Source organism: Rheinheimera gaetbuli (assembly GCF_054781935.1).
In genome coordinates this window covers 621,957-638,454 of sequence record NZ_BAAGTL010000008.1, presented here as the reverse complement: position 1 = coordinate 638,454, position 16,498 = coordinate 621,957, and the positions used below count along the sequence as shown (strand labels likewise).

The following is a 16,498-nucleotide window of genomic DNA, read 5'->3' as shown; positions in this document are numbered from 1 at the left end:
CAATCCTTTTTAATCAACAGCTTAGGTTTTCATTTTACCAGACAACTTAGATCATATTCTGCGCTGTTATGGTACAACGCGAAGCCAAAGCGCAGCCGGTCACCACGATAGTCAGTTTCAATGCCGCCACGTTTTAGCTGAGCGGCTAACTCGGCGACTTCTGCGGGGGTACCAAAACGGAAAGTAAAAAAGTGACCGTGCTGTGTCAGATCTTGCGCCAGTAGGTTGCCACTGTGCAGACGCGGGTGATGTAGCGCATTGAGCTTTTGCAGAAAAACCTGTTGTAGTTTTTGCACATACTGATGGATACGGCCAACACTGATACCCTGCTGTTTAAATAAACGCAGCACCGCATTTAAGCGGTACAGCGCAGAAAAGTCCATCGTCGCGCCGGCAAAACGATAACCGTCTTCACTGTACAATACCGTCGCAGATTTCTCAGCAGCCAAAGTACCAAACTCGGCAAACCAACCGGTATACAATGGCCGCTCAAGGCTACCCAGCGGTACCGCCATAAAACAACAGCCTTCACCACCGCCGGCATACTTATAACTGCCAGACAGGTAAAATATACGCTCGGCAATTGCGGACAAATCGGTTGGTATCGCCATAAAACCATGATACCCATCGATAGCTATCATCGCTTCAGACACTGCGCTCAATTGGCTAACAAAGGTAGTTAGATCGCTGATTGCAAAACCAGAATTGAAAAATACCTGGCTACAAAAAATAAGCTGGTAATCGTGCTGCGACGCTGCTTGCGCAAAGCGCTGCTCAAAGCTGTCAAATGGCTCGGTTGGGATAATATCCAGCTGCACGTTGTCATATTCTGCCAGCCGCTTAACCTGACGGCTAAAGCTATGAAACTCACTGTCGGTGGTTAAAATGCGTAATGGCTGACGCAAATCAAAACAGCTAAGTAAGCGCATAACCAATTCATGGGTATTGGGTGCAAACACTAGTTGCTCAGGTTGTGGTAGCTGCAATATATCGGCAATTAACTGCTGCGTCTGCGGTACTTTTTCGCCGAAGATATAACGCCATTTATCATCCACCAGGCGGGCACTGTCATCCCAATACTCTAACATGGCATCGCGGCTTACATCGGGCCAATAGTGATGAGAATGACAAGCAAAATGTTGCTTGCCTTTGTTCGCCGTCAAAAAGCGCTGATAAAACTGCTGGTACATAGCTCCCCCGTTAGGCATCTGTTACAGACAAAAAAGGCCCTCGCGGGCCTTTTTTCAGTAACAAAATTTAGTTTTGTACTTTGTCTGACTTCATGTATTTAAAGAAGTCATTGTCTGGCTGAATAACTATAATATCGTCTTTGTTTTTAAAGCTATTACGGTACGCATCCAAACTGCGGATAAAGGAATAAAACTCCGCGTTTTTGTTATACACATCCGCATACACCTTCGCAGCTTGTGCATCACCTTCACCGCGTACCGTTCGTGAATTACGCTCAGCATCGGCAAGCATTACAGTTACACGGGCATCTACATCGGCACGGATAATTTCAGCTTCTTCCATACCGCGTGAGCGATGCTCACGCGCTACAGCTTGACGCTCAGCTTCCATCCGGGCGAAAATTGAGCTACTGATTTCCTGCGGCAGGTTAATTTGTTTAACCCGCACATCCACCACTTCAATACCCAGCTCTTTTGACGCTTCGCCAGCTTGTTGTAATGCACTTTGCATCAACTGTGTGCGCTCACCAGAGACGATCTCTGGAATAGTGCGCGTACCAAACTCAGTACGCAAGCCGTTGTTAATATACTGCTTTAGCAACACTTCTGCCTGAGCGGTGTTACCGCCGGTAGCAAGGAAATAAGCACCAAAGTCTTTGATACGCCATTTAACATAGCTATCTACCAGCAAGTCTTTTTTCTCTGCAGTAACAAAACGGTCTTGTGCATCATCCAGAGTTTGAACCCTGGCATCCAGTTTACGTACTGTCTCAATCATTGGCAGTTTGAAATGCAAACCTGGCTCGTACACAACGACATTTTGTTCGGCGTCACGTTGAATTTTACCAAACTGAATAACTATGCCACGCTGCCCTTCAGGCACAACAAACAGCGCAGAGACAAAAATCAGTGCCACTACAATAAGGGTGATAATAGTAAAGTTTTTCATGGTTACCCCCTGCCGCCACTGCGCACTGACGTATTGCGTGTGGTATCAGAATTACGGCTCTGGCTGCTGCTATCGGTACTGCTGCGTGATGGCATCAGTGGAATGTTGCTTGAACTTGTGCTCGATGCACCTGAACCTAGCATTTTATCCAATGGTAAATACATAATATTATTTCCATTTTTAACATCGACCAATACCTTAGAGGTGTTGCTGTATACCTGTTCCATCGTTTCCAGATACATGCGATCACGCGTTACTTTCGGTGCAGCCAGATATTCAGGCAACAGCTTTTCAAACCGGGCCACTTCACCCTGCGCTTTTAATAGCGTTTGTTGCTTGTAAGCTTCTGCTTCTTGCATCACGCGGTTAACCTGACCACGCGCACGCGGTTCCAGTTCACGGGAGTAGGCCTGAGCTTCCTGAATAAAACGCTCCTGATCTTCCTGTGCTTTAATAGCATCGTCAAAAGCATCACGCACTTCCTCTGGCGGTCTGGCATCGCGGAAGTTCACATCCACCAGTGCAATACCCATGTTGTAAGGTTGAATAATGCTTTCTAGCTCTTGTCGTGTATTCTGACGAACCACTTCACGACCACGAGTTAATACGTCATCCATAATAGAATGACCAATAACAAAGCGTAACGCCGCATCCGTTGCCTGGCTAAGGCTGTTATCGGCGTCAACCACTGAGAACTTATACTGGCGGGCATTGAATACCCGATATTGGATTTCAAAGGTCACACGTACCAGGTTTTGGTCCTGGGTTAACATAAAACCATCGCTGCGTAAGGTACGCACGCTGGTAACATCTACCGGCTCGACCGTATCGATAAAAGTTGGTTTCCAGTGAATACCAGAGCCAACCTCGGTGTGATATTGACCAAAGCGTAATACAACACCACGCTCAGATTCTTTGATGGTGTAAAAACCGCTAATAGCCCAAACCAGTGCCGCCGCAACCAGCAGCACCAGCAGTGCAGCAGAAGAGCCGCCATTGCTACCGCCCGACGACTTACCGCCGCCGAAAATACCACCAAACTTTTTGCCCAGGTTACGAAATACTTCGTCTAAATCTGGCGGGCCTTGATCACGGCCACCCTGTTTCCAGGGATCATTATTTTTGCCGTTATTGCCCGGCTCATTCCAAGCCATGCTCTACTCCGTTTATAGTTACAAAATAAGCGTTAATGTATCAGATAACAGGGGCACTGACGATACAGTTTTCCAGTATCCCGTTGGATTGCTTAAGGCAGCGCTGCCATAGCGACTCACTTAACCTGAGTTTTAGCTGACAATAACCGTCGGCGTCAAACTGTTCCTGCGCTATACAATGCTGCTGGTGAAACCGTGCCCGCCATACCGCCTGTTGGGGCGGTAAATTCAGCTCTACTTCGATATAGCGCTCGCTAAGCAGTTGTGCCAACGCCTGGCGCAACAGGTCAATACCATCACCACTATGTGCTGATAAATATACCGCTACCGGCAGGTTAAATTCGTTATATTCAATACGGGCCGGCTGCCCCAGCAGATCGATCTTGTTGTATACCACCAGCTGAGTTATGGTATCTGCGTCAATTTCCTGCAGCACCGCTGCAACCTGCTGCATATTGTCATCCCGGCGCGGATCACTGATATCAACCACATGCAGTTGCAAATCGGCGTCGCGGGTTTCCTGTAAGGTAGACTTGAACGCGGCAACTAGATCATGCGGTAAATGGCGGATAAAACCCACGGTATCGGCCAGCACAATATCACCGACCCCTTTAAGTGGCAGCTTACGTAACGTGGGATCCAGTGTAGCGAATAGCTGATCAGCAGCGTACACATCAGCACGGGTAATACGATTAAACAAGGTTGACTTGCCCGCGTTGGTATAGCCCACCACTGACACTACAGGCACTTCGGCCCGCTGCCGGGCGCGCCGACCCTGATCGCGTTGTTTTTCTAACTTAGCCAGCCGGCCTTGCAGGGCTTTTACCCGTTCGCGTAGTAAACGACGGTCGGTCTCCAGTTGGGTTTCACCAGGCCCGCGTAAGCCAATGCCGCCTTTTTGCCGGTCAAGGCTGTCCCAACCGCGCACTAAACGCGATGCCAGATGCTTCAACTGCGCCAACTCTACCTGTAACTTACCTTCAAAAGTCCGGGCACGCTGAGCAAAAATATCCAGAATTAGCGTAGTACGGTCTATAACCCTCGCCAGGCACAAGCGCTCGAGATTGCGAGTTTGTGCCGGGCTTAAGGCGTGGTTAAAGATGATAAGAGTGGCGCCGGTTTGCTCTACCAGATTGGCTATATCCTGTGCTTTACCCGAGCCAACAAAAAATTTAGCATCTGGTGCACTACGATTAGTGGTTACTTCCTGCACAGCACTCACGCCGGCAGAAGCAACCAACAACCTTAACTCACCTAAGTCTTCACTGTTGTGATGCTGTGAGAAGTTGACGTGGACAAGGATCGCTTGTTCAACAAATGCGCTAGTATCAGACAAGCGAATAACCCCTGTTGTTATTCCGAATCGTCTTCGTCACTCTGTCCGTTGCTGTGGCTTATCATAGTATTCACAGCCCGCGCTGGTACCACAGTTGAGATGGCATGCTTATAAACCATCTGGCTAACTGTGTTTTTCAGCAGAATAACGAACTGATCAAAAGATTCAATTTGGCCCTGCAATTTAATACCATTCACCAAATAAATTGATACCGGAATACGTTCCCGTCTCAAGGTGTTTAAAAATGGGTCTTGTAAAGATTGGCCCTTTGCCATTTGCCGATTTCCTTTTTTTATTAGTCCGACTTATATAAGTATTATTTTTTTTATTTCAAGTTGTTAAAACATCTTTTTTATCTTGCACACTTAGCTTAGCGAAGATAAAACGGCTTGCAAGTTTTCCTCTGTAGCGACATCACTGCTTAACCAGTGAAGATCAGGCCAGCTACGTAACCAGGTTAACTGCCGTTTGGCTAGCTGGCGTGTCGCCGCTATACCGCGTTCAACCATTTGCTGGTAACTACACTCATTATCCAGATACTGCCACATCTGACGATAACCCACACAGCGCATAGAAGGTAGATCCAGGTGCAGGTCAGGTCGTTGCTTAAGACGGCGAACTTCCTGCTCAAACCCCTGTTGCAACATCAGCATATATCGTTGTGCAATACGTTGATGCAATATCGCACGATCATCTGGCGCTATGGCAAATTGGTGTACCGGATAGGCAAAAGGTTCCCCCTTTTCCGCCGTTAATGCCGTAAGACTTTGACCGCTAATGCGATACACCTCCAGAGCACGGTTAATGCGCTGTGGATCATTTGGATGAATACGCGCCGCAGATACCGGATCAACTTGTGCTAACTGCTGGTGCATCGCCGCCCAGCCTTTTACTGCTGCTTCTTGCTCAAGTTGTTGTCTAATCGCCGGATCAGCTTCAGGTAGTGGCGATATACCTTCTAATAAGGCTTTAAAATACAGCATGGTACCACCGACCAGGACAGGAATGTTACCACGATGTTGAATTTGGGCAATCAATCTTAGCGCATCAGCGCGGAAATCTGCCGCAGAATAGCTCTGCACCGGGTCGCGAATGTCAATCAGATGATGTGGTGCCAGCTGCAGTTCTGCTGGCGTTGGCTTAGCAGTGCCAATATCCATGCCGCGATATATTAGCGCACTGTCAACGCTGATAAGCTCAACATTCAAATGCTGATACAATGCTGTTGCCAGCGCCGTTTTTCCTGAAGCCGTAGGCCCAAGCAGAAAAATAACGTCAGGCCGGTTCATACTGTTGCTCCTGCAGCTGTCTGAGAGCGGCATCCAATTGCAGCGGCACATAATGCCAGTGCTCGGGTTGTCGTAACACATCAGGCATATATTTTAGCAGGGCCTGAGCATCAACCCCATTAGCATTAAGTAGCATAGACAATAAGCTGGTCAGCGGATCTGTTGTTTGATGCTGTTCCAGATGGCTCAGCCATACCGGTAAAAATTGACTTAACGCCGTTTGCCTCAGCCACACCGGCACAGCACGCACTATCGCCGTTAAGTCTGTCAGTAACAGATCAAAGCCAGCCTGACTAAGCTGCTCTGCTTTGGTGGTTAACAACTTTAGCAACGCAGTAGAAATACTAATACGCTGTGGCAATAGTAACGCCACCGCTTGCTGCGCATTGTGCTCAATGTAATTACGCAGGGTTGCGACTAAATCCAGCAACACTATAACGCCGGTATTCGGCTCAGTTTCAGTTAACAGGTAACGATTGGCGTGGATCAACATCGGCGAATGCGCCACGCTGGTCGTTTGCTGCTCTGAAGCCAGCGCAGTATCGACTGTAGGTTCTTCGGCCTGCCGTGCCAGACTGTTGTGCCAGTATGCCAGCTCCCGCCCTACCGCAGCCGCGCCCGGCTGTGCAACCTGGCCACCACGATAACCCGTACCGCGGCCGGATACTGGCTGATAACTGGCTGCAGTTTGCCGCACACTAAAGCATGCTGTCGCAGCTGTTACCGGCACCGGCGTTACTTGTAGCTGATGTATGGCGTCTGATAAGGCGGATACAACGAAATCATGTACCAAACGAGCCTGATGAAAGCGCACTTCATGTTTAGCCGGGTGTACGTTAACATCCACCTGATGCGGGTCCAACTCAAGATATAACACAAATGCCGGTTGCTGTTCAGCGGTTAAACTATCGCCGTAAGCCTGCCGGATAGCATGGTTAAGTAATTTATCCCGCATCATCCGGCCGTTTACATAGCTGTACTGGCAACTGTTTTGCGCAGTGCAAGCCTGAGGTTGTAATAGCCAGCCCCATAGCTTTACATCGCCATACTGGTTTTCAATAAAAGCGGCCTGTTCAGCAAAAGCCCTGCCGCACAACGCAGCGACGCGCTTTTGCCGTTGTTCATCCGTAGATACAGCTTTTAACCGGCGCACTGTTTGGCCATTGTGATTTAACTGCCAGCTCACATCATAGCGGCTGAGCGCTAAGCGTTTTATCAGTTCATCTATATGGCCGAATTCTGTTTTATCGCTGCGTAAAAACTTGCGCCGAGCCGGAGTATTAAAGAACAAATCCACAGCTTCAATACTGGTACCCACCGGATGTGCGGCGGGCTTAACTGTTACCTGCATATCCCGTCCCTCCGCACTGGCCTGCCAGGCGGCATCCTGGCTCGCGGTACGTGATGTCAATGTTAAGCGCGACACCGAGCTGATACTCGCCAGCGCTTCACCACGAAAACCAAGGCTGGTAATCGCTTCTAAATCAGTAAGAGCACTAATTTTGCTGGTTGCATGCCGACTGAGCGCCAACACCAGATCCTGCTCAGCAATGCCGCAGCCGTTATCACGGATCCGGATTAGTTTACTGCCACCTTTTTCAATATCAATGTCGATTTGAGTAGCACCTGCGTCCAGGCTATTTTCCACCAGTTCTTTCACCACCGATGCCGGACGTTCAACGACTTCACCAGCCGCGATCTGGTTGGCCAGCTGCGGCGACAAGATACGAATAGTCATAATCAGGGGATCCGCAGTGTCTGGCCGACACGGATACTGTCAGACGATAACTGGTTCAGGTCACGAAGTTCGTCAATTGACACATTATAACGTTGTGCCAGCAGAGATAGTGATTCGCCAGCACTAACCCGGTGCTCGCGGGCTCGCTGCTGGGCAAATAACGAGTCGGCTGGTGGTGACTTTTCAAAGTGCCGCTTTAACGCCGAAAATAACGACTTGGCCAATTTAGTTTGATGAGCAGAGGAGCGCATTAACTTTTCGTCTTGTGGATTAGATATAAAACCCACTTCAACCAGAATAGACGGGATATCCGGTGATTTCAGCACACCAAAACTGGCCGCTTGCGGCTCTTTTTTATGTAAGTGAGCCACTTTCCCCAGTTCAGCCAGCACTTCATTTGCTACCTGATACGCGGTAACCATAGAATGGTTCATCGATAAATCCAACACCGTCTGCGCCAGATAACGCTCGTTGGCCGAATCTTTGATAATTTCTGCTACCCCGCCAAGCAGCTCAGAATGGCGCTCGGTTTGCTCCAGCATCCGCCCTACTTCGCTGGTTGCGCGTCGTAACGACAGCACCCAAACCGACGCTCCTCGCGGTTGTGGCGTGGTAAAAGCATCAGCATGGATTGATACCAACAAATCAGCTTGCTGGCCGCGGGCAATCTCAGTACGTCGGTTAACATGAATATAATAGTCATTAGTGCGTACCATCATTGCTTTCATGCCGGGCTGACGATCAATCAGTTGCGCGAGTTGTCTAGCAATCGGCAGCGTAATATTTTTTTCATAAAACCCACTGGGGCCAATTGAGCCTGGGTCTTCGCCGCCATGGCCGGCATCTATGGCAATAACAATATCCCGTGCAGAACGAAGCGCCGGTGGCGGTAAACTTTGTTGTGGCTGGGTGTCGGGTAAATCAACCACCAAACGGTGGCCATATGGCGGCGTGGGCGGCAAAGCAAACACTGTCGCTTTGCTGGCTTTGTTCAGGTCTAACACAATACGCATCGTATTATTATCGCTACTACTGCGAATACTTTTTATAAGCCCCGTGTCACCGGAAACCGCGGGCAGGTTAGTACCACTTTTAATATTACTCAGGTCAATTACCAGGCGTTCAGGCTTATCTAAGGCAAAATACTTGTGCTCTGGCGCGGCAGTTAAATCAAATACCACACGGGTATTATCAGGCGACGGCCATACCCTGACGCTCTGTACTGCATTGCCAGCCTCAACGGCAAAGCACAGCAAGCACAGGATATACAACAAACAGCCTTTGAGTTTGTAATAATTATTTTTCATCGTCTGTTATAGCTTTTATTATGGCGGCGCCGGCAGCTGTATTTGCGCTGATACTAACCAACCGGTGTTGCTGTTCAAAAATTAAGTGTATGTCGAGATCGGCGACAGGTAAATAACCCATCCCCTGCTCTGGCCATTCAATCAAGCACAAACTGTCAGCACGAAAGTAATCACGAATGCCCATAAACTCCAGCTCTTCGGCATCACGCAAGCGATACAAGTCAAAGTGATACACAGTTAAACCCGCCAGTTCATAAGGTTCTACCAGAGTGTAGGTGGGGCTTTTCACTTTGCCCTGATGACCCAGCGCACCTAGCAAGCCGCGACTGAACGTAGTTTTGCCCGCGCCCAGTTCACCGCGCAAAAACACCGTTTGTCCGCCTGCAACCAAACGGCCAACTTTGCCGGCAAGCGTAAGCGTTGCCTGCTCATCGGATAAAATAATTTGCTGTAAGGCCACGGTTACCACTCTTATCAAACTAAAAACCTTGCTATGTTAACAAACTCACCACGCGCAGAGCCAGTAAAACCGCGCTGCGGCTAAGACCTGTTTTGTTGTGGCGGGTTCCGTCTCGGCTAGGCATTATTAACAGCACCATGTTAAATTAGCGTGTTGCTTAACACAGACGACTAACATGAATATGGATTATCAGGCGCTGGCGCTGCAGATTAAACAATGGGCAAGCGAGCTCGGCTTCGCTCAGCTGGGGATCACCGGCGTCAGCCTGCCTGATGCGGAACAACAGTTGCAAAAGTGGCTTGATGCCGGTTATCACGGCGAAATGGACTATATGGCCAGCCACGGTATGCTGCGCGCCCGCCCGGCCGAACTGGTACCCGGCACTCTGCGGGTACTAAGTGTCCGGATGAACTATTTGCCCGAAGGTGCTGGCTTTGCTACCAATCTGGCTGACCCAACCCAAGCTTACATTAGCCGTTATGCGCTGGGCCGTGATTATCATAAGCTGATCCGTAACCGGCTAAAGCAGCTGGGGGAGCGCATAAATAAACAGGTAACAGAACTGGGTTACCGGCCTTTTACCGACTCGGCGCCGATTTTAGAGCGCCCGCTGGCGCAACAAGCCGGCTTGGGCTGGGTTGGCAAGCACAGTTTATTGCTAAACCAGGAAGCTGGCTCTTGGTTCTTTTTAGGCGAGTTGCTGGTCAACCTGCCTCTACCGATTGATAACCCGCATCAGGGCGATTGTGGTAGTTGCGTAGCCTGTATTACCAGCTGTCCTACCGGCGCTATTGTAGCGCCTTATGTGGTTGATGCCAGACGCTGTATTTCCTATCTGACTATCGAGCTTAAAGGCGCAATACCAGAACAATTCCGTCCATTGCTGGGTAACCGTATTTACGGCTGCGACGATTGCCAGTTGGTGTGTCCGGAGAACCGCGCGGCACCATTATCTATTGAAGGGGACTTTCAACGCCGTCCACAATGGCAAAGCCAGAGTTTATTGAGTTTATTCGCCTGGCAACAGCATGAATTTTTAAGCCATACCGAAGGCAGCGCCATTCGCCGTATCGGCTATGAGCGCTGGCAACGCAATATTGCCGTGGCGCTTGGCAATGCGCCTTATCAGACAGAAATAGTTCAGGCGTTAAATGCTAAGCTTGAGAGTGCCTCTGAGCTGGTCGCAGAACATATACACTGGGCACTACAGCAGCAAAAACGTAAGAGCTGGCAGGCAGAATCATTACTACCACGCAGCACTGAGCGGCTGGTACGGATTATTCAGAAGGGGCTGCCGCGTGATGCCTGACGCCTTTTACTTCTGCGCGCTCAGCGAGTCGTAATTGCGCCAAGTGTAAGATCTGCGCACGGCGCGGCGCATCAGCGCTGTGCCATTCTATAATCTCATCTAATAAACGACCACAGCCAAGACAAGTGTCCTGTTGATCCAGACAACAATTACGTACACAGGGTGAATCTGACATTGCTGAAGCCATTTGCCAACGACAGGTAACTTAACTATACCGCAGTAAACAAAAAACCGCACTGGTTACCCAAGTGCGGTTTCTGTCGAATTTGGAGCGAGTAACGAGGTTCGAACTCGTGACCTCGACCTTGGCAAGGTCGCGCTCTACCAGCTGAGCTATACTCGCATCAACTAACGTTGTTACGTCGTGATGGCGCGCATTTTACAAAATCAGTTGGCCGTTGCAAGTGTTTTTTACGGTAATTTGAAAAAATGCGTGCGATAGGTTACTAATTCAGCAATTGACTCACGAATATCATCCAATGCCAGGTGACTGCCGGCTTTTTGTATTTGTTTTAGTACATCAGGGTGCCAGCGCCGCGCCAGCTCTTTCACCGTACTGACATCTAAATTACGATAATGAAAAAACGCTTCCAGCTCAGGTGCGTATTCAGCCAGAAAGCGCCTGTCCTGGCCAATGCTGTTGCCACACATGGGTGATTTACCCTTGGGCACATATTGGCTTAAAAAGGCGATAGTCTGCTGTTCTGCCTCTGCCAGACTGGTACTGCTGGCACGACAGCGGGCAGTTAAACCGCTTTTACCGTGCTGCTCGACGCACCAGGCACTCATGTTGTCCAGCACCTCATCCGGCTGCTTAATAGCAAATACCGGCCCTTCGGCAAGGATATTCAGCTGGCTGTCGGTCACTATGGTGGCCATTTCCAGAATGACATCGGTTTTGGGCTCCAGCCCGGTCATTTCCAAATCCAGCCAAATCAAATTATTGTCATTTACGCTCATGAAAAACCCTTACGCAGCTTGCTGCTTTGTTCATTTACAGAATACAGGTATCATACACGCCCTAAGCTTAGCAGTAATAGCATCCTTTACCTCAGAGCGATAACAATAGCAGTGACAAAGAAAAAACATCTCACTCAGCGCCAGCAACAGCGCATTGTCGACAACGCCGGCAAACGGCTGCGCAGCGCAAAAAACAAAGGTGTCGAATCGGTTGACGACGCCAGTTTTGCGCCTGTCGAATCTGGCCTGGTGCTCAGTCGCTTTGGCCAGCATGCGGATGTTGAAGACAGCAACGGCGCAATAATACGCTGCAATATGCGCCGCTCGGTAGCGTCACTGGTAACAGGTGACCGTGTGGTCTGGCGCCGCTCTTTGCAGCCAACCGGTGGCGTTGATGGTGTTATTGATGCGGTGGAAGAGCGCAGCTCAGTGCTGTTACGGCCAGATTTTTATGATGGTTTAAAACCCGTAGCCGCCAATATTGATTTAATGATTATTGTTTCGGCGGTATTGCCAGTCTTGTCGCTAAATATTATTGACCGCTATTTAGTTGCCGCAACGATGACGGGTATTAAACCCTTACTGGTGATCAATAAGGTAGATTTGCTTAGCAATACAGAACTGGTCACTGTAGAGCAGCAACTGTCACTGTATCGTAATTTAGGCTTCGACTTTCTGGCCGTGAGTGCTAAAACAGGCATGGGTATGGCGCAATTGCTCAACTATTTACAGAGCGGTACCAGCATTTTTGTGGGGCAATCTGGGGTCGGTAAATCGTCGCTAATGAACAGTCTGATGCCAGGGCTCGAGGCGCACACCAAGGAAGTATCCAGCAACTCCGGCCTTGGCCAGCACACTACGACAGTATCGCGCCTGTATCATTTACCCGACGGTGGCGACCTAATCGACTCGCCGGGTATTCGCGAATTTGCGCTGTGGCATCTAACACCGGAAGAGGTTACCCAGGGTTTTACTGAATTTACCCCCTGGCTCGGACGTTGCAAATTTCGCGATTGCAAACATATCTCAGATCCTGGCTGTGCCATTCAGCATGCGATAGAAAGCGGCAACGTGAGCCAGGAACGCTACGACAGTTATCTGAAAATCCTCGCCAGTATGGCGCAAGACAAACCGAATCACTTTTAACCTTTTACGAGATCACAATGGATAATTTAAAAATTACCCTGCAATACCTGTTACCTAAGCATTTAATTTCGCGCCTGGTGGGCAAACTTGCGGCAGCAAAGCTGGGCTGGTTTACCCACTTCTTAATCAACCGCTTTATCAAAGCCTATGGCATTAATATGGCTGAGGCGCAATTTGAACGGGCGCAAGACTACGCCAGTTTTAATGAGTTTTTCACCCGGCCGTTAAAAGACGGCATCCGCCCGCTGGCAACAGAGGCCGATATAGTGGCGCATCCGGTAGATGGCTGCATCAGCCAGCTGGGGCCGATAGTGCAAGGTCAACTGGTGCAGGCCAAAAACCACAGTTATTCACTGCAGGCTCTGCTAGGGGGCGACATCGCGACTGCGGAACCATTTATCGGTGGTGATTTTGCAACCATCTATCTGGCTCCGAAAGATTATCACCGCATTCACATGCCGGTCAGCGGTACTTTGCGCCAGATGATTTATGTGCCGGGCGATTTATTCTCGGTAAACCCACTAACCGCTGAAAATGTACCGGACTTATTTGCCCGCAACGAGCGCGTAGTTACTATCTTTGACACTGAACTAGGCCCGATGGCGCTGGTGTTGGTAGGCGCAACCATCGTTGCCAGCATCGAAACCGTTTGGGCGGGTACAGTTACCCCGCCGGCCGGCAAAAATGTGTTCCGCTGGACTTACCCGGCACATGGCAAAAACGCCATTACGCTGGAAAAAGGCGCTGAGATGGGCCGCTTTAAGTTGGGCTCAACAGTGGTACTGGCCTTTGCGGCGAACAAGCTGCAATTTCTTGCAGATCAGCAGCCTGGCACGGTAACCCGTATGGGTGCGCCTTTTGCTGAGCTTCAGTAATTTTACAACGGTACTGGCTGACGCGTAGGTACTTTCTTCGGTGACCGTTGCAGGTCAGGATGGCCTGACAAATTCGCCGGGAGCGAATTTGAACAGCTCCGCTGGCCCAACGGGTAAACTTCAGGGATGAAGTTTATAATCGAGCCCCCAGGGAGGGGTTCACGGCGTGTCACAGAAGAAATGTACGGAGTGGCAGACAGCGACCGAAGAAATGGAGGTCTGTTATGCAAATTATTGCTCATCGTGGTGCCAGTGGCGACTATCCGGAGAATACCCTGTTGGCTATTGAGCAGGCCATAGCTCAGGGTGCCGACGCTATTGAAATCGACGTCTTCGCCGTTGATGGCGAGCTGATTGTTATTCATGATCATCACTTAGCGCGCACTACCAACGGCAGCGGCAGTATTTATCAATTCAGTATTGTGCAACTGATGCAATTGGACGCCGGCCGCGGCGAGCGTATTCCTAAGCTGTGGCAGGTATTACAACGCCTGCAAAGCTCCACACTGTGGCTTAATATTGAGTTAAAGGGCGACAACACCGTAGCACCATTGCTGGCCTTGCTGAATAAAGCACAGCAGGAGCTGCAATTTGACAGTCAGCGGCTGCTTATCTCATCTTTTAATCATCACCTTTTGGCAGAGCTTAAACAGCACAGGCCAGAGCTAAAGCTTGGCGCACTTACCGCCAGCTTAGCAATCGACTACGCTGCTTTTGCGCAGCAACTGCAGGCGTATTCAGTCAATTGCGATGTCAACTTTATTAATCAGGCTTTTGTTGCTGATGCCAAAGCGCGCGGCTTAAAAGTGTTCGTTTATACGGTAGATCAGGCTGATGACATTCAGCGGCTGCAACAGTACGGTGTAGATGGCATTTTCAGCAACTACCCGGCCAAAAGCCGGCAGCAGTTGGCATAAAAGCCCTAACGCCAGAAAGCAAAAATCCCGCTGCAGCGGGATTTTTTATAAGTTGCAGTACTTAATGATCATGACAGGTCTTGCAGCTGTTACACAAGCGCATATTCATCACATGTGCTAATACTACCAGCGATGCACCAACAACAAGCACAGCATGCTCATACTCATGGCCCCAAACATCACGTTGCCAGTATATAAACACACCTAAAAACAAAGAATAAAACGGATACAGCTTACGGTGGTAACGGTGAAAACCAATAAACAAAGCCACAAAACCCAGCACTATAGTAACCAGCAACATAACATGCTCGAACGCATGGTTGTGGCTAACACTAAGACCCAGTAATGGCAGAACCGGCAGAATGATCGGCAGCATAATGCAGTGAATAGCGCAAAGCGATGTCACTGTAATACCTACTTTGTCAAATACGTTTCTAACCGTTGCTAACACAATACTCACTCTGACAGCTGAAAATAAGAAACGAGATAATATAACAAAACATCCACCAAAGGAATGGCTATTGCAAAAAATAACTACCGGCCAGAGCGCTATGTCACAGCTGAAGCCATGCCAGCTTTATGGCATAATAGCGCCACTTTTCTCAGCGTAGTCGTGTTATGGATACTTTACTCAACCAACTTGATGACAACTTAAAAGAGCTATATCGCAAAGCGTTAGACGCCGATGCCTTGCTCGAAACCCTGCAACAGCAAGGCCATGGCAAGCATCAACGGATCTTTGCCGACAACACGCTGTTTCAGGCATCCAGCAACCGCTTTATGCCCTATCTGGCAGAAACAGCAGAACAAATTGCAGCCATGCGCCAAAGCCAGCAGTTTAATACTGCCACCCTGCAGCGGGTCGTAAAGCAGCTTAAACAGCTACATCAAACCTTAGCTACTTTCCGCTCGGTTATAACAAAATAAAATAAGACGAATTTATTGTTCAAAAAATAATCTAACGCTAATAACCAGCTCCACTACGCTAAAACTAAACGGAGGACGCTATGTCAGCAATAGGCGCTAACGTTAACAGCGTTAGTCAACCAACAGCAGATATTGGTCGTCAACTTAGCCGCAGCGTTGAGTTGACCCAACCTGCTATCAGCAGCAAGGTGTTAGCCACGGCTAACGCTGAAAAACAAGACGCTACAACAGAAACAGCAAGCGACTTTGTCCGGGTAAGCAGTAGTATTGGCAGGGCGGCAACTGCCGGCCAGTTAAGCCGGCAGGAAGCTATCGATATCTATCGACAAATTGCCAGTTTATTGTAGCAATAGCCATTACGGCGTTGGTCCGCTCACTTTAGGCAGCGACTGTGCATACTGCTCTACTTTGGGCTCTAATTCCTTATTAAACCAGTTTTGCAGCATTTTTTGTTCATAACGAAATTCGTCAGTATTGTTTATTGAGTGTAGCGATTGCATAAAACTCATATCACGCAACTTTTCTTCACCACTTGCCACTTCTTCACCATGCTGATCACGCAGTACATAGTTAAATTTAATGGCCGGCGAATAAATGTCTTTAATAATACGTAACGCATGGCCGCTGCCCGTAGCAAAGTAATCAATATCCCCTGCCAAATCGATGTCAGTTACCGTTACTTGCCATTGATAGCCTTCAGGCAACTTTGCCGCCATATCCTGGAAAAAGCCATCAAACTTATGCAGAACCCGCTCACGATAAGCTTTACGGCTGTCATTAGCCGGGCGAATATCAGTAAACTTCTCTGGCGCCTGCCACTCAACTTTTACTTCGCCAGCCTGCACTGTAGCTGCAGCTAACGCGGTTAAACCACACAATAGTAATGTCTTACGCATAGCCAGTCTCCTGCTTCAATTAGCACTATACATGTTACCGTCATT

Annotated in this window: 19 protein-coding genes and 1 tRNA gene; 6 read left to right on the top strand and 14 right to left on the bottom strand. The window is 49.0% G+C overall.

Features of this window, described 5'->3' with window-relative positions:
• Window positions 1-29: 29 nt before the first annotated feature.
• The 9 genes from ACYVIC_RS09830 to tsaE form a co-directional block, all read right to left on the bottom strand.
• Complete coding sequence (locus ACYVIC_RS09830; RefSeq protein WP_460859478.1) at window positions 30-1,190, bottom strand: aminotransferase class V-fold PLP-dependent enzyme; 1,161 nt, start codon at window positions 1,188-1,190, stop codon at window positions 30-32.
• Window positions 1,191-1,257: 67 nt separating this feature from the next.
• Entirely contained in the window at window positions 1,258-2,139 is an 882-nt protein-coding gene (gene hflC / locus ACYVIC_RS09825; RefSeq protein WP_460859476.1) for a protease modulator HflC, read from the bottom strand.
• Window positions 2,140-2,141: 2 nt separating this feature from the next.
• Complete coding sequence (gene hflK / locus ACYVIC_RS09820) at window positions 2,142-3,293, bottom strand: FtsH protease activity modulator HflK (protein WP_460859475.1); 1,152 nt, start codon at window positions 3,291-3,293, stop codon at window positions 2,142-2,144.
• 40 nt (window positions 3,294-3,333) lie between these two features.
• The gene (gene hflX, locus ACYVIC_RS09815) at window positions 3,334-4,629 is read right to left on the bottom strand and encodes a ribosome rescue GTPase HflX (protein ID WP_460859474.1); all 1,296 of its coding nucleotides are present in this window, start codon (window positions 4,627-4,629) and stop codon (window positions 3,334-3,336) included.
• 17 nt (window positions 4,630-4,646) lie between these two features.
• The gene (gene hfq, locus ACYVIC_RS09810; RefSeq protein ID WP_460859471.1) at window positions 4,647-4,904 is read right to left on the bottom strand and encodes an RNA chaperone Hfq; all 258 of its coding nucleotides are present in this window, start codon (window positions 4,902-4,904) and stop codon (window positions 4,647-4,649) included.
• A gap of 90 nt (window positions 4,905-4,994) precedes the next feature.
• Window positions 4,995-5,918, bottom strand: coding sequence for a tRNA (adenosine(37)-N6)-dimethylallyltransferase MiaA (gene miaA, locus ACYVIC_RS09805; RefSeq protein ID WP_460859469.1), 924 nt, complete (start codon window positions 5,916-5,918; stop codon window positions 4,995-4,997).
• Window positions 5,905-7,656, bottom strand: coding sequence for a DNA mismatch repair endonuclease MutL (gene mutL / locus ACYVIC_RS09800; protein ID WP_460859467.1), 1,752 nt, complete (start codon window positions 7,654-7,656; stop codon window positions 5,905-5,907). Before mutL ends, miaA begins: the two co-directional genes overlap by 14 nt.
• 2 nt (window positions 7,657-7,658) lie before the next feature.
• Window positions 7,659-8,963, bottom strand: a complete 1,305-nt coding sequence (locus tag ACYVIC_RS09795) for an N-acetylmuramoyl-L-alanine amidase (RefSeq protein WP_460859465.1) — start codon at window positions 8,961-8,963, stop codon at window positions 7,659-7,661.
• Window positions 8,953-9,432, bottom strand: coding sequence for a tRNA (adenosine(37)-N6)-threonylcarbamoyltransferase complex ATPase subunit type 1 TsaE (gene tsaE, locus ACYVIC_RS09790; protein ID WP_460859725.1), 480 nt, complete (start codon window positions 9,430-9,432; stop codon window positions 8,953-8,955). The genes ACYVIC_RS09795 and tsaE overlap by 11 nt, the downstream gene beginning before the upstream one ends.
• Window positions 9,433-9,604: 172 nt before the next feature.
• Between tsaE and queG the strand changes: the two genes are divergently transcribed.
• Window positions 9,605-10,732: a tRNA epoxyqueuosine(34) reductase QueG gene (gene queG / locus ACYVIC_RS09785; protein ID WP_460859723.1), complete on the top strand. Its 1,128-nt coding sequence runs from the start codon at window positions 9,605-9,607 to the stop codon at window positions 10,730-10,732.
• Here queG and ACYVIC_RS09780 read toward each other — a convergent pair.
• The 3 genes from ACYVIC_RS09780 to orn form a co-directional block, all read right to left on the bottom strand.
• Complete coding sequence (locus tag ACYVIC_RS09780) at window positions 10,701-10,907, bottom strand: DUF1289 domain-containing protein (RefSeq protein ID WP_460859463.1); 207 nt, start codon at window positions 10,905-10,907, stop codon at window positions 10,701-10,703. The genes queG and ACYVIC_RS09780 overlap by 32 nt on opposite strands.
• A 92-nt stretch (window positions 10,908-10,999) precedes the next feature.
• Window positions 11,000-11,075, bottom strand: a tRNA-Gly gene (locus ACYVIC_RS09775).
• A 68-nt stretch (window positions 11,076-11,143) separates the two neighbouring features.
• The gene (gene orn, locus ACYVIC_RS09770) at window positions 11,144-11,692 is read right to left on the bottom strand and encodes an oligoribonuclease (RefSeq protein ID WP_460859462.1); all 549 of its coding nucleotides are present in this window, start codon (window positions 11,690-11,692) and stop codon (window positions 11,144-11,146) included.
• Between the two features lie 111 nt (window positions 11,693-11,803).
• On the opposite strand from orn, the gene rsgA reads away from it, so the two are divergent.
• The 3 genes from rsgA to ACYVIC_RS09755 all read left to right on the top strand — a co-directional run bounded on the left by rsgA (window position 11,804) and on the right by ACYVIC_RS09755 (window position 14,630).
• Window positions 11,804-12,838 carry a small ribosomal subunit biogenesis GTPase RsgA gene (gene rsgA, locus ACYVIC_RS09765; protein WP_460859458.1) on the top strand — a complete coding sequence of 345 codons (1,035 nt, stop codon included), beginning with the start codon at window positions 11,804-11,806 and terminating at the stop codon, window positions 12,836-12,838.
• Between the two features lie 17 nt (window positions 12,839-12,855).
• Window positions 12,856-13,713: an archaetidylserine decarboxylase gene (gene asd / locus ACYVIC_RS09760; RefSeq protein ID WP_460859456.1), complete on the top strand. Its 858-nt coding sequence runs from the start codon at window positions 12,856-12,858 to the stop codon at window positions 13,711-13,713.
• 224 nt (window positions 13,714-13,937) lie between these two features.
• Window positions 13,938-14,630 (top strand): glycerophosphodiester phosphodiesterase, encoded by a 693-nt coding sequence (locus ACYVIC_RS09755; RefSeq protein ID WP_460859455.1) that lies wholly within the window; start codon window positions 13,938-13,940, stop codon window positions 14,628-14,630.
• A gap of 61 nt (window positions 14,631-14,691) precedes the next feature.
• On the opposite strand, the gene ACYVIC_RS09750 is transcribed toward ACYVIC_RS09755, so the two are convergent.
• Window positions 14,692-15,090, bottom strand: a complete 399-nt coding sequence (locus tag ACYVIC_RS09750; RefSeq protein WP_460859454.1) for a MerC domain-containing protein — start codon at window positions 15,088-15,090, stop codon at window positions 14,692-14,694.
• Window positions 15,091-15,248: 158 nt separating this feature from the next.
• Here ACYVIC_RS09750 and priC point away from each other — a divergent pair, with 158 nt between their 5' ends.
• Both priC and ACYVIC_RS09740 read left to right on the top strand, forming a co-directional pair.
• A complete protein-coding gene (gene priC, locus ACYVIC_RS09745) occupies window positions 15,249-15,557 on the top strand; it encodes a primosomal replication protein PriC (protein ID WP_460859451.1) in 309 nt (102 codons plus the stop codon).
• Window positions 15,558-15,637: 80 nt separating this feature from the next.
• Complete coding sequence (locus tag ACYVIC_RS09740) at window positions 15,638-15,904, top strand: hypothetical protein (protein ID WP_460859449.1); 267 nt, start codon at window positions 15,638-15,640, stop codon at window positions 15,902-15,904.
• Between the two features lie 9 nt (window positions 15,905-15,913).
• Here the strand turns inward: ACYVIC_RS09740 and ACYVIC_RS09735 are convergent, their stop codons facing one another.
• A complete protein-coding gene (locus tag ACYVIC_RS09735) occupies window positions 15,914-16,453 on the bottom strand; it encodes a DUF3016 domain-containing protein (protein ID WP_460859448.1) in 540 nt (179 codons plus the stop codon).
• Window positions 16,454-16,498: the final 45 nt, after the last annotated feature.

Bases quoted from the DNA above. Each gene is read 5' to 3' on its own strand.
- ACYVIC_RS09830 (WP_460859478.1), bottom strand. From the start codon at position 1,190: ATGTACCAGCAGTTTTATCAGCGCTTTTTGACGGCGAACAAAGGCAAG.
- hflC (WP_460859476.1), bottom strand. From the start codon at position 2,139: ATGAAAAACTTTACTATTATCACCCTTATTGTAGTGGCACTGATTTTT.
- hflK (WP_460859475.1), bottom strand. From the start codon at position 3,293: ATGGCTTGGAATGAGCCGGGCAATAACGGCAAAAATAATGATCCCTGG.
- hfq (WP_460859471.1), bottom strand. From the start codon at position 4,904: ATGGCAAAGGGCCAATCTTTACAAGACCCATTTTTAAACACCTTGAGA.
- miaA (WP_460859469.1), bottom strand. From the start codon at position 5,918: ATGAACCGGCCTGACGTTATTTTTCTGCTTGGGCCTACGGCTTCAGGA.
- mutL (WP_460859467.1), bottom strand. From the start codon at position 7,656: ATGACTATTCGTATCTTGTCGCCGCAGCTGGCCAACCAGATCGCGGCT.
- ACYVIC_RS09795 (WP_460859465.1), bottom strand. From the start codon at position 8,963: ATGAAAAATAATTATTACAAACTCAAAGGCTGTTTGTTGTATATCCTG.
- queG (WP_460859723.1), top strand. From the start codon at position 9,605: ATGGATTATCAGGCGCTGGCGCTGCAGATTAAACAATGGGCAAGCGAG.
- ACYVIC_RS09780 (WP_460859463.1), bottom strand. From the start codon at position 10,907: ATGTCAGATTCACCCTGTGTACGTAATTGTTGTCTGGATCAACAGGAC.
- orn (WP_460859462.1), bottom strand. From the start codon at position 11,692: ATGAGCGTAAATGACAATAATTTGATTTGGCTGGATTTGGAAATGACC.
- asd (WP_460859456.1), top strand. From the start codon at position 12,856: ATGGATAATTTAAAAATTACCCTGCAATACCTGTTACCTAAGCATTTA.
- ACYVIC_RS09755 (WP_460859455.1), top strand. From the start codon at position 13,938: ATGCAAATTATTGCTCATCGTGGTGCCAGTGGCGACTATCCGGAGAAT.
- priC (WP_460859451.1), top strand. From the start codon at position 15,249: ATGGATACTTTACTCAACCAACTTGATGACAACTTAAAAGAGCTATAT.
- ACYVIC_RS09740 (WP_460859449.1), top strand. From the start codon at position 15,638: ATGTCAGCAATAGGCGCTAACGTTAACAGCGTTAGTCAACCAACAGCA.
- ACYVIC_RS09735 (WP_460859448.1), bottom strand. From the start codon at position 16,453: ATGCGTAAGACATTACTATTGTGTGGTTTAACCGCGTTAGCTGCAGCT.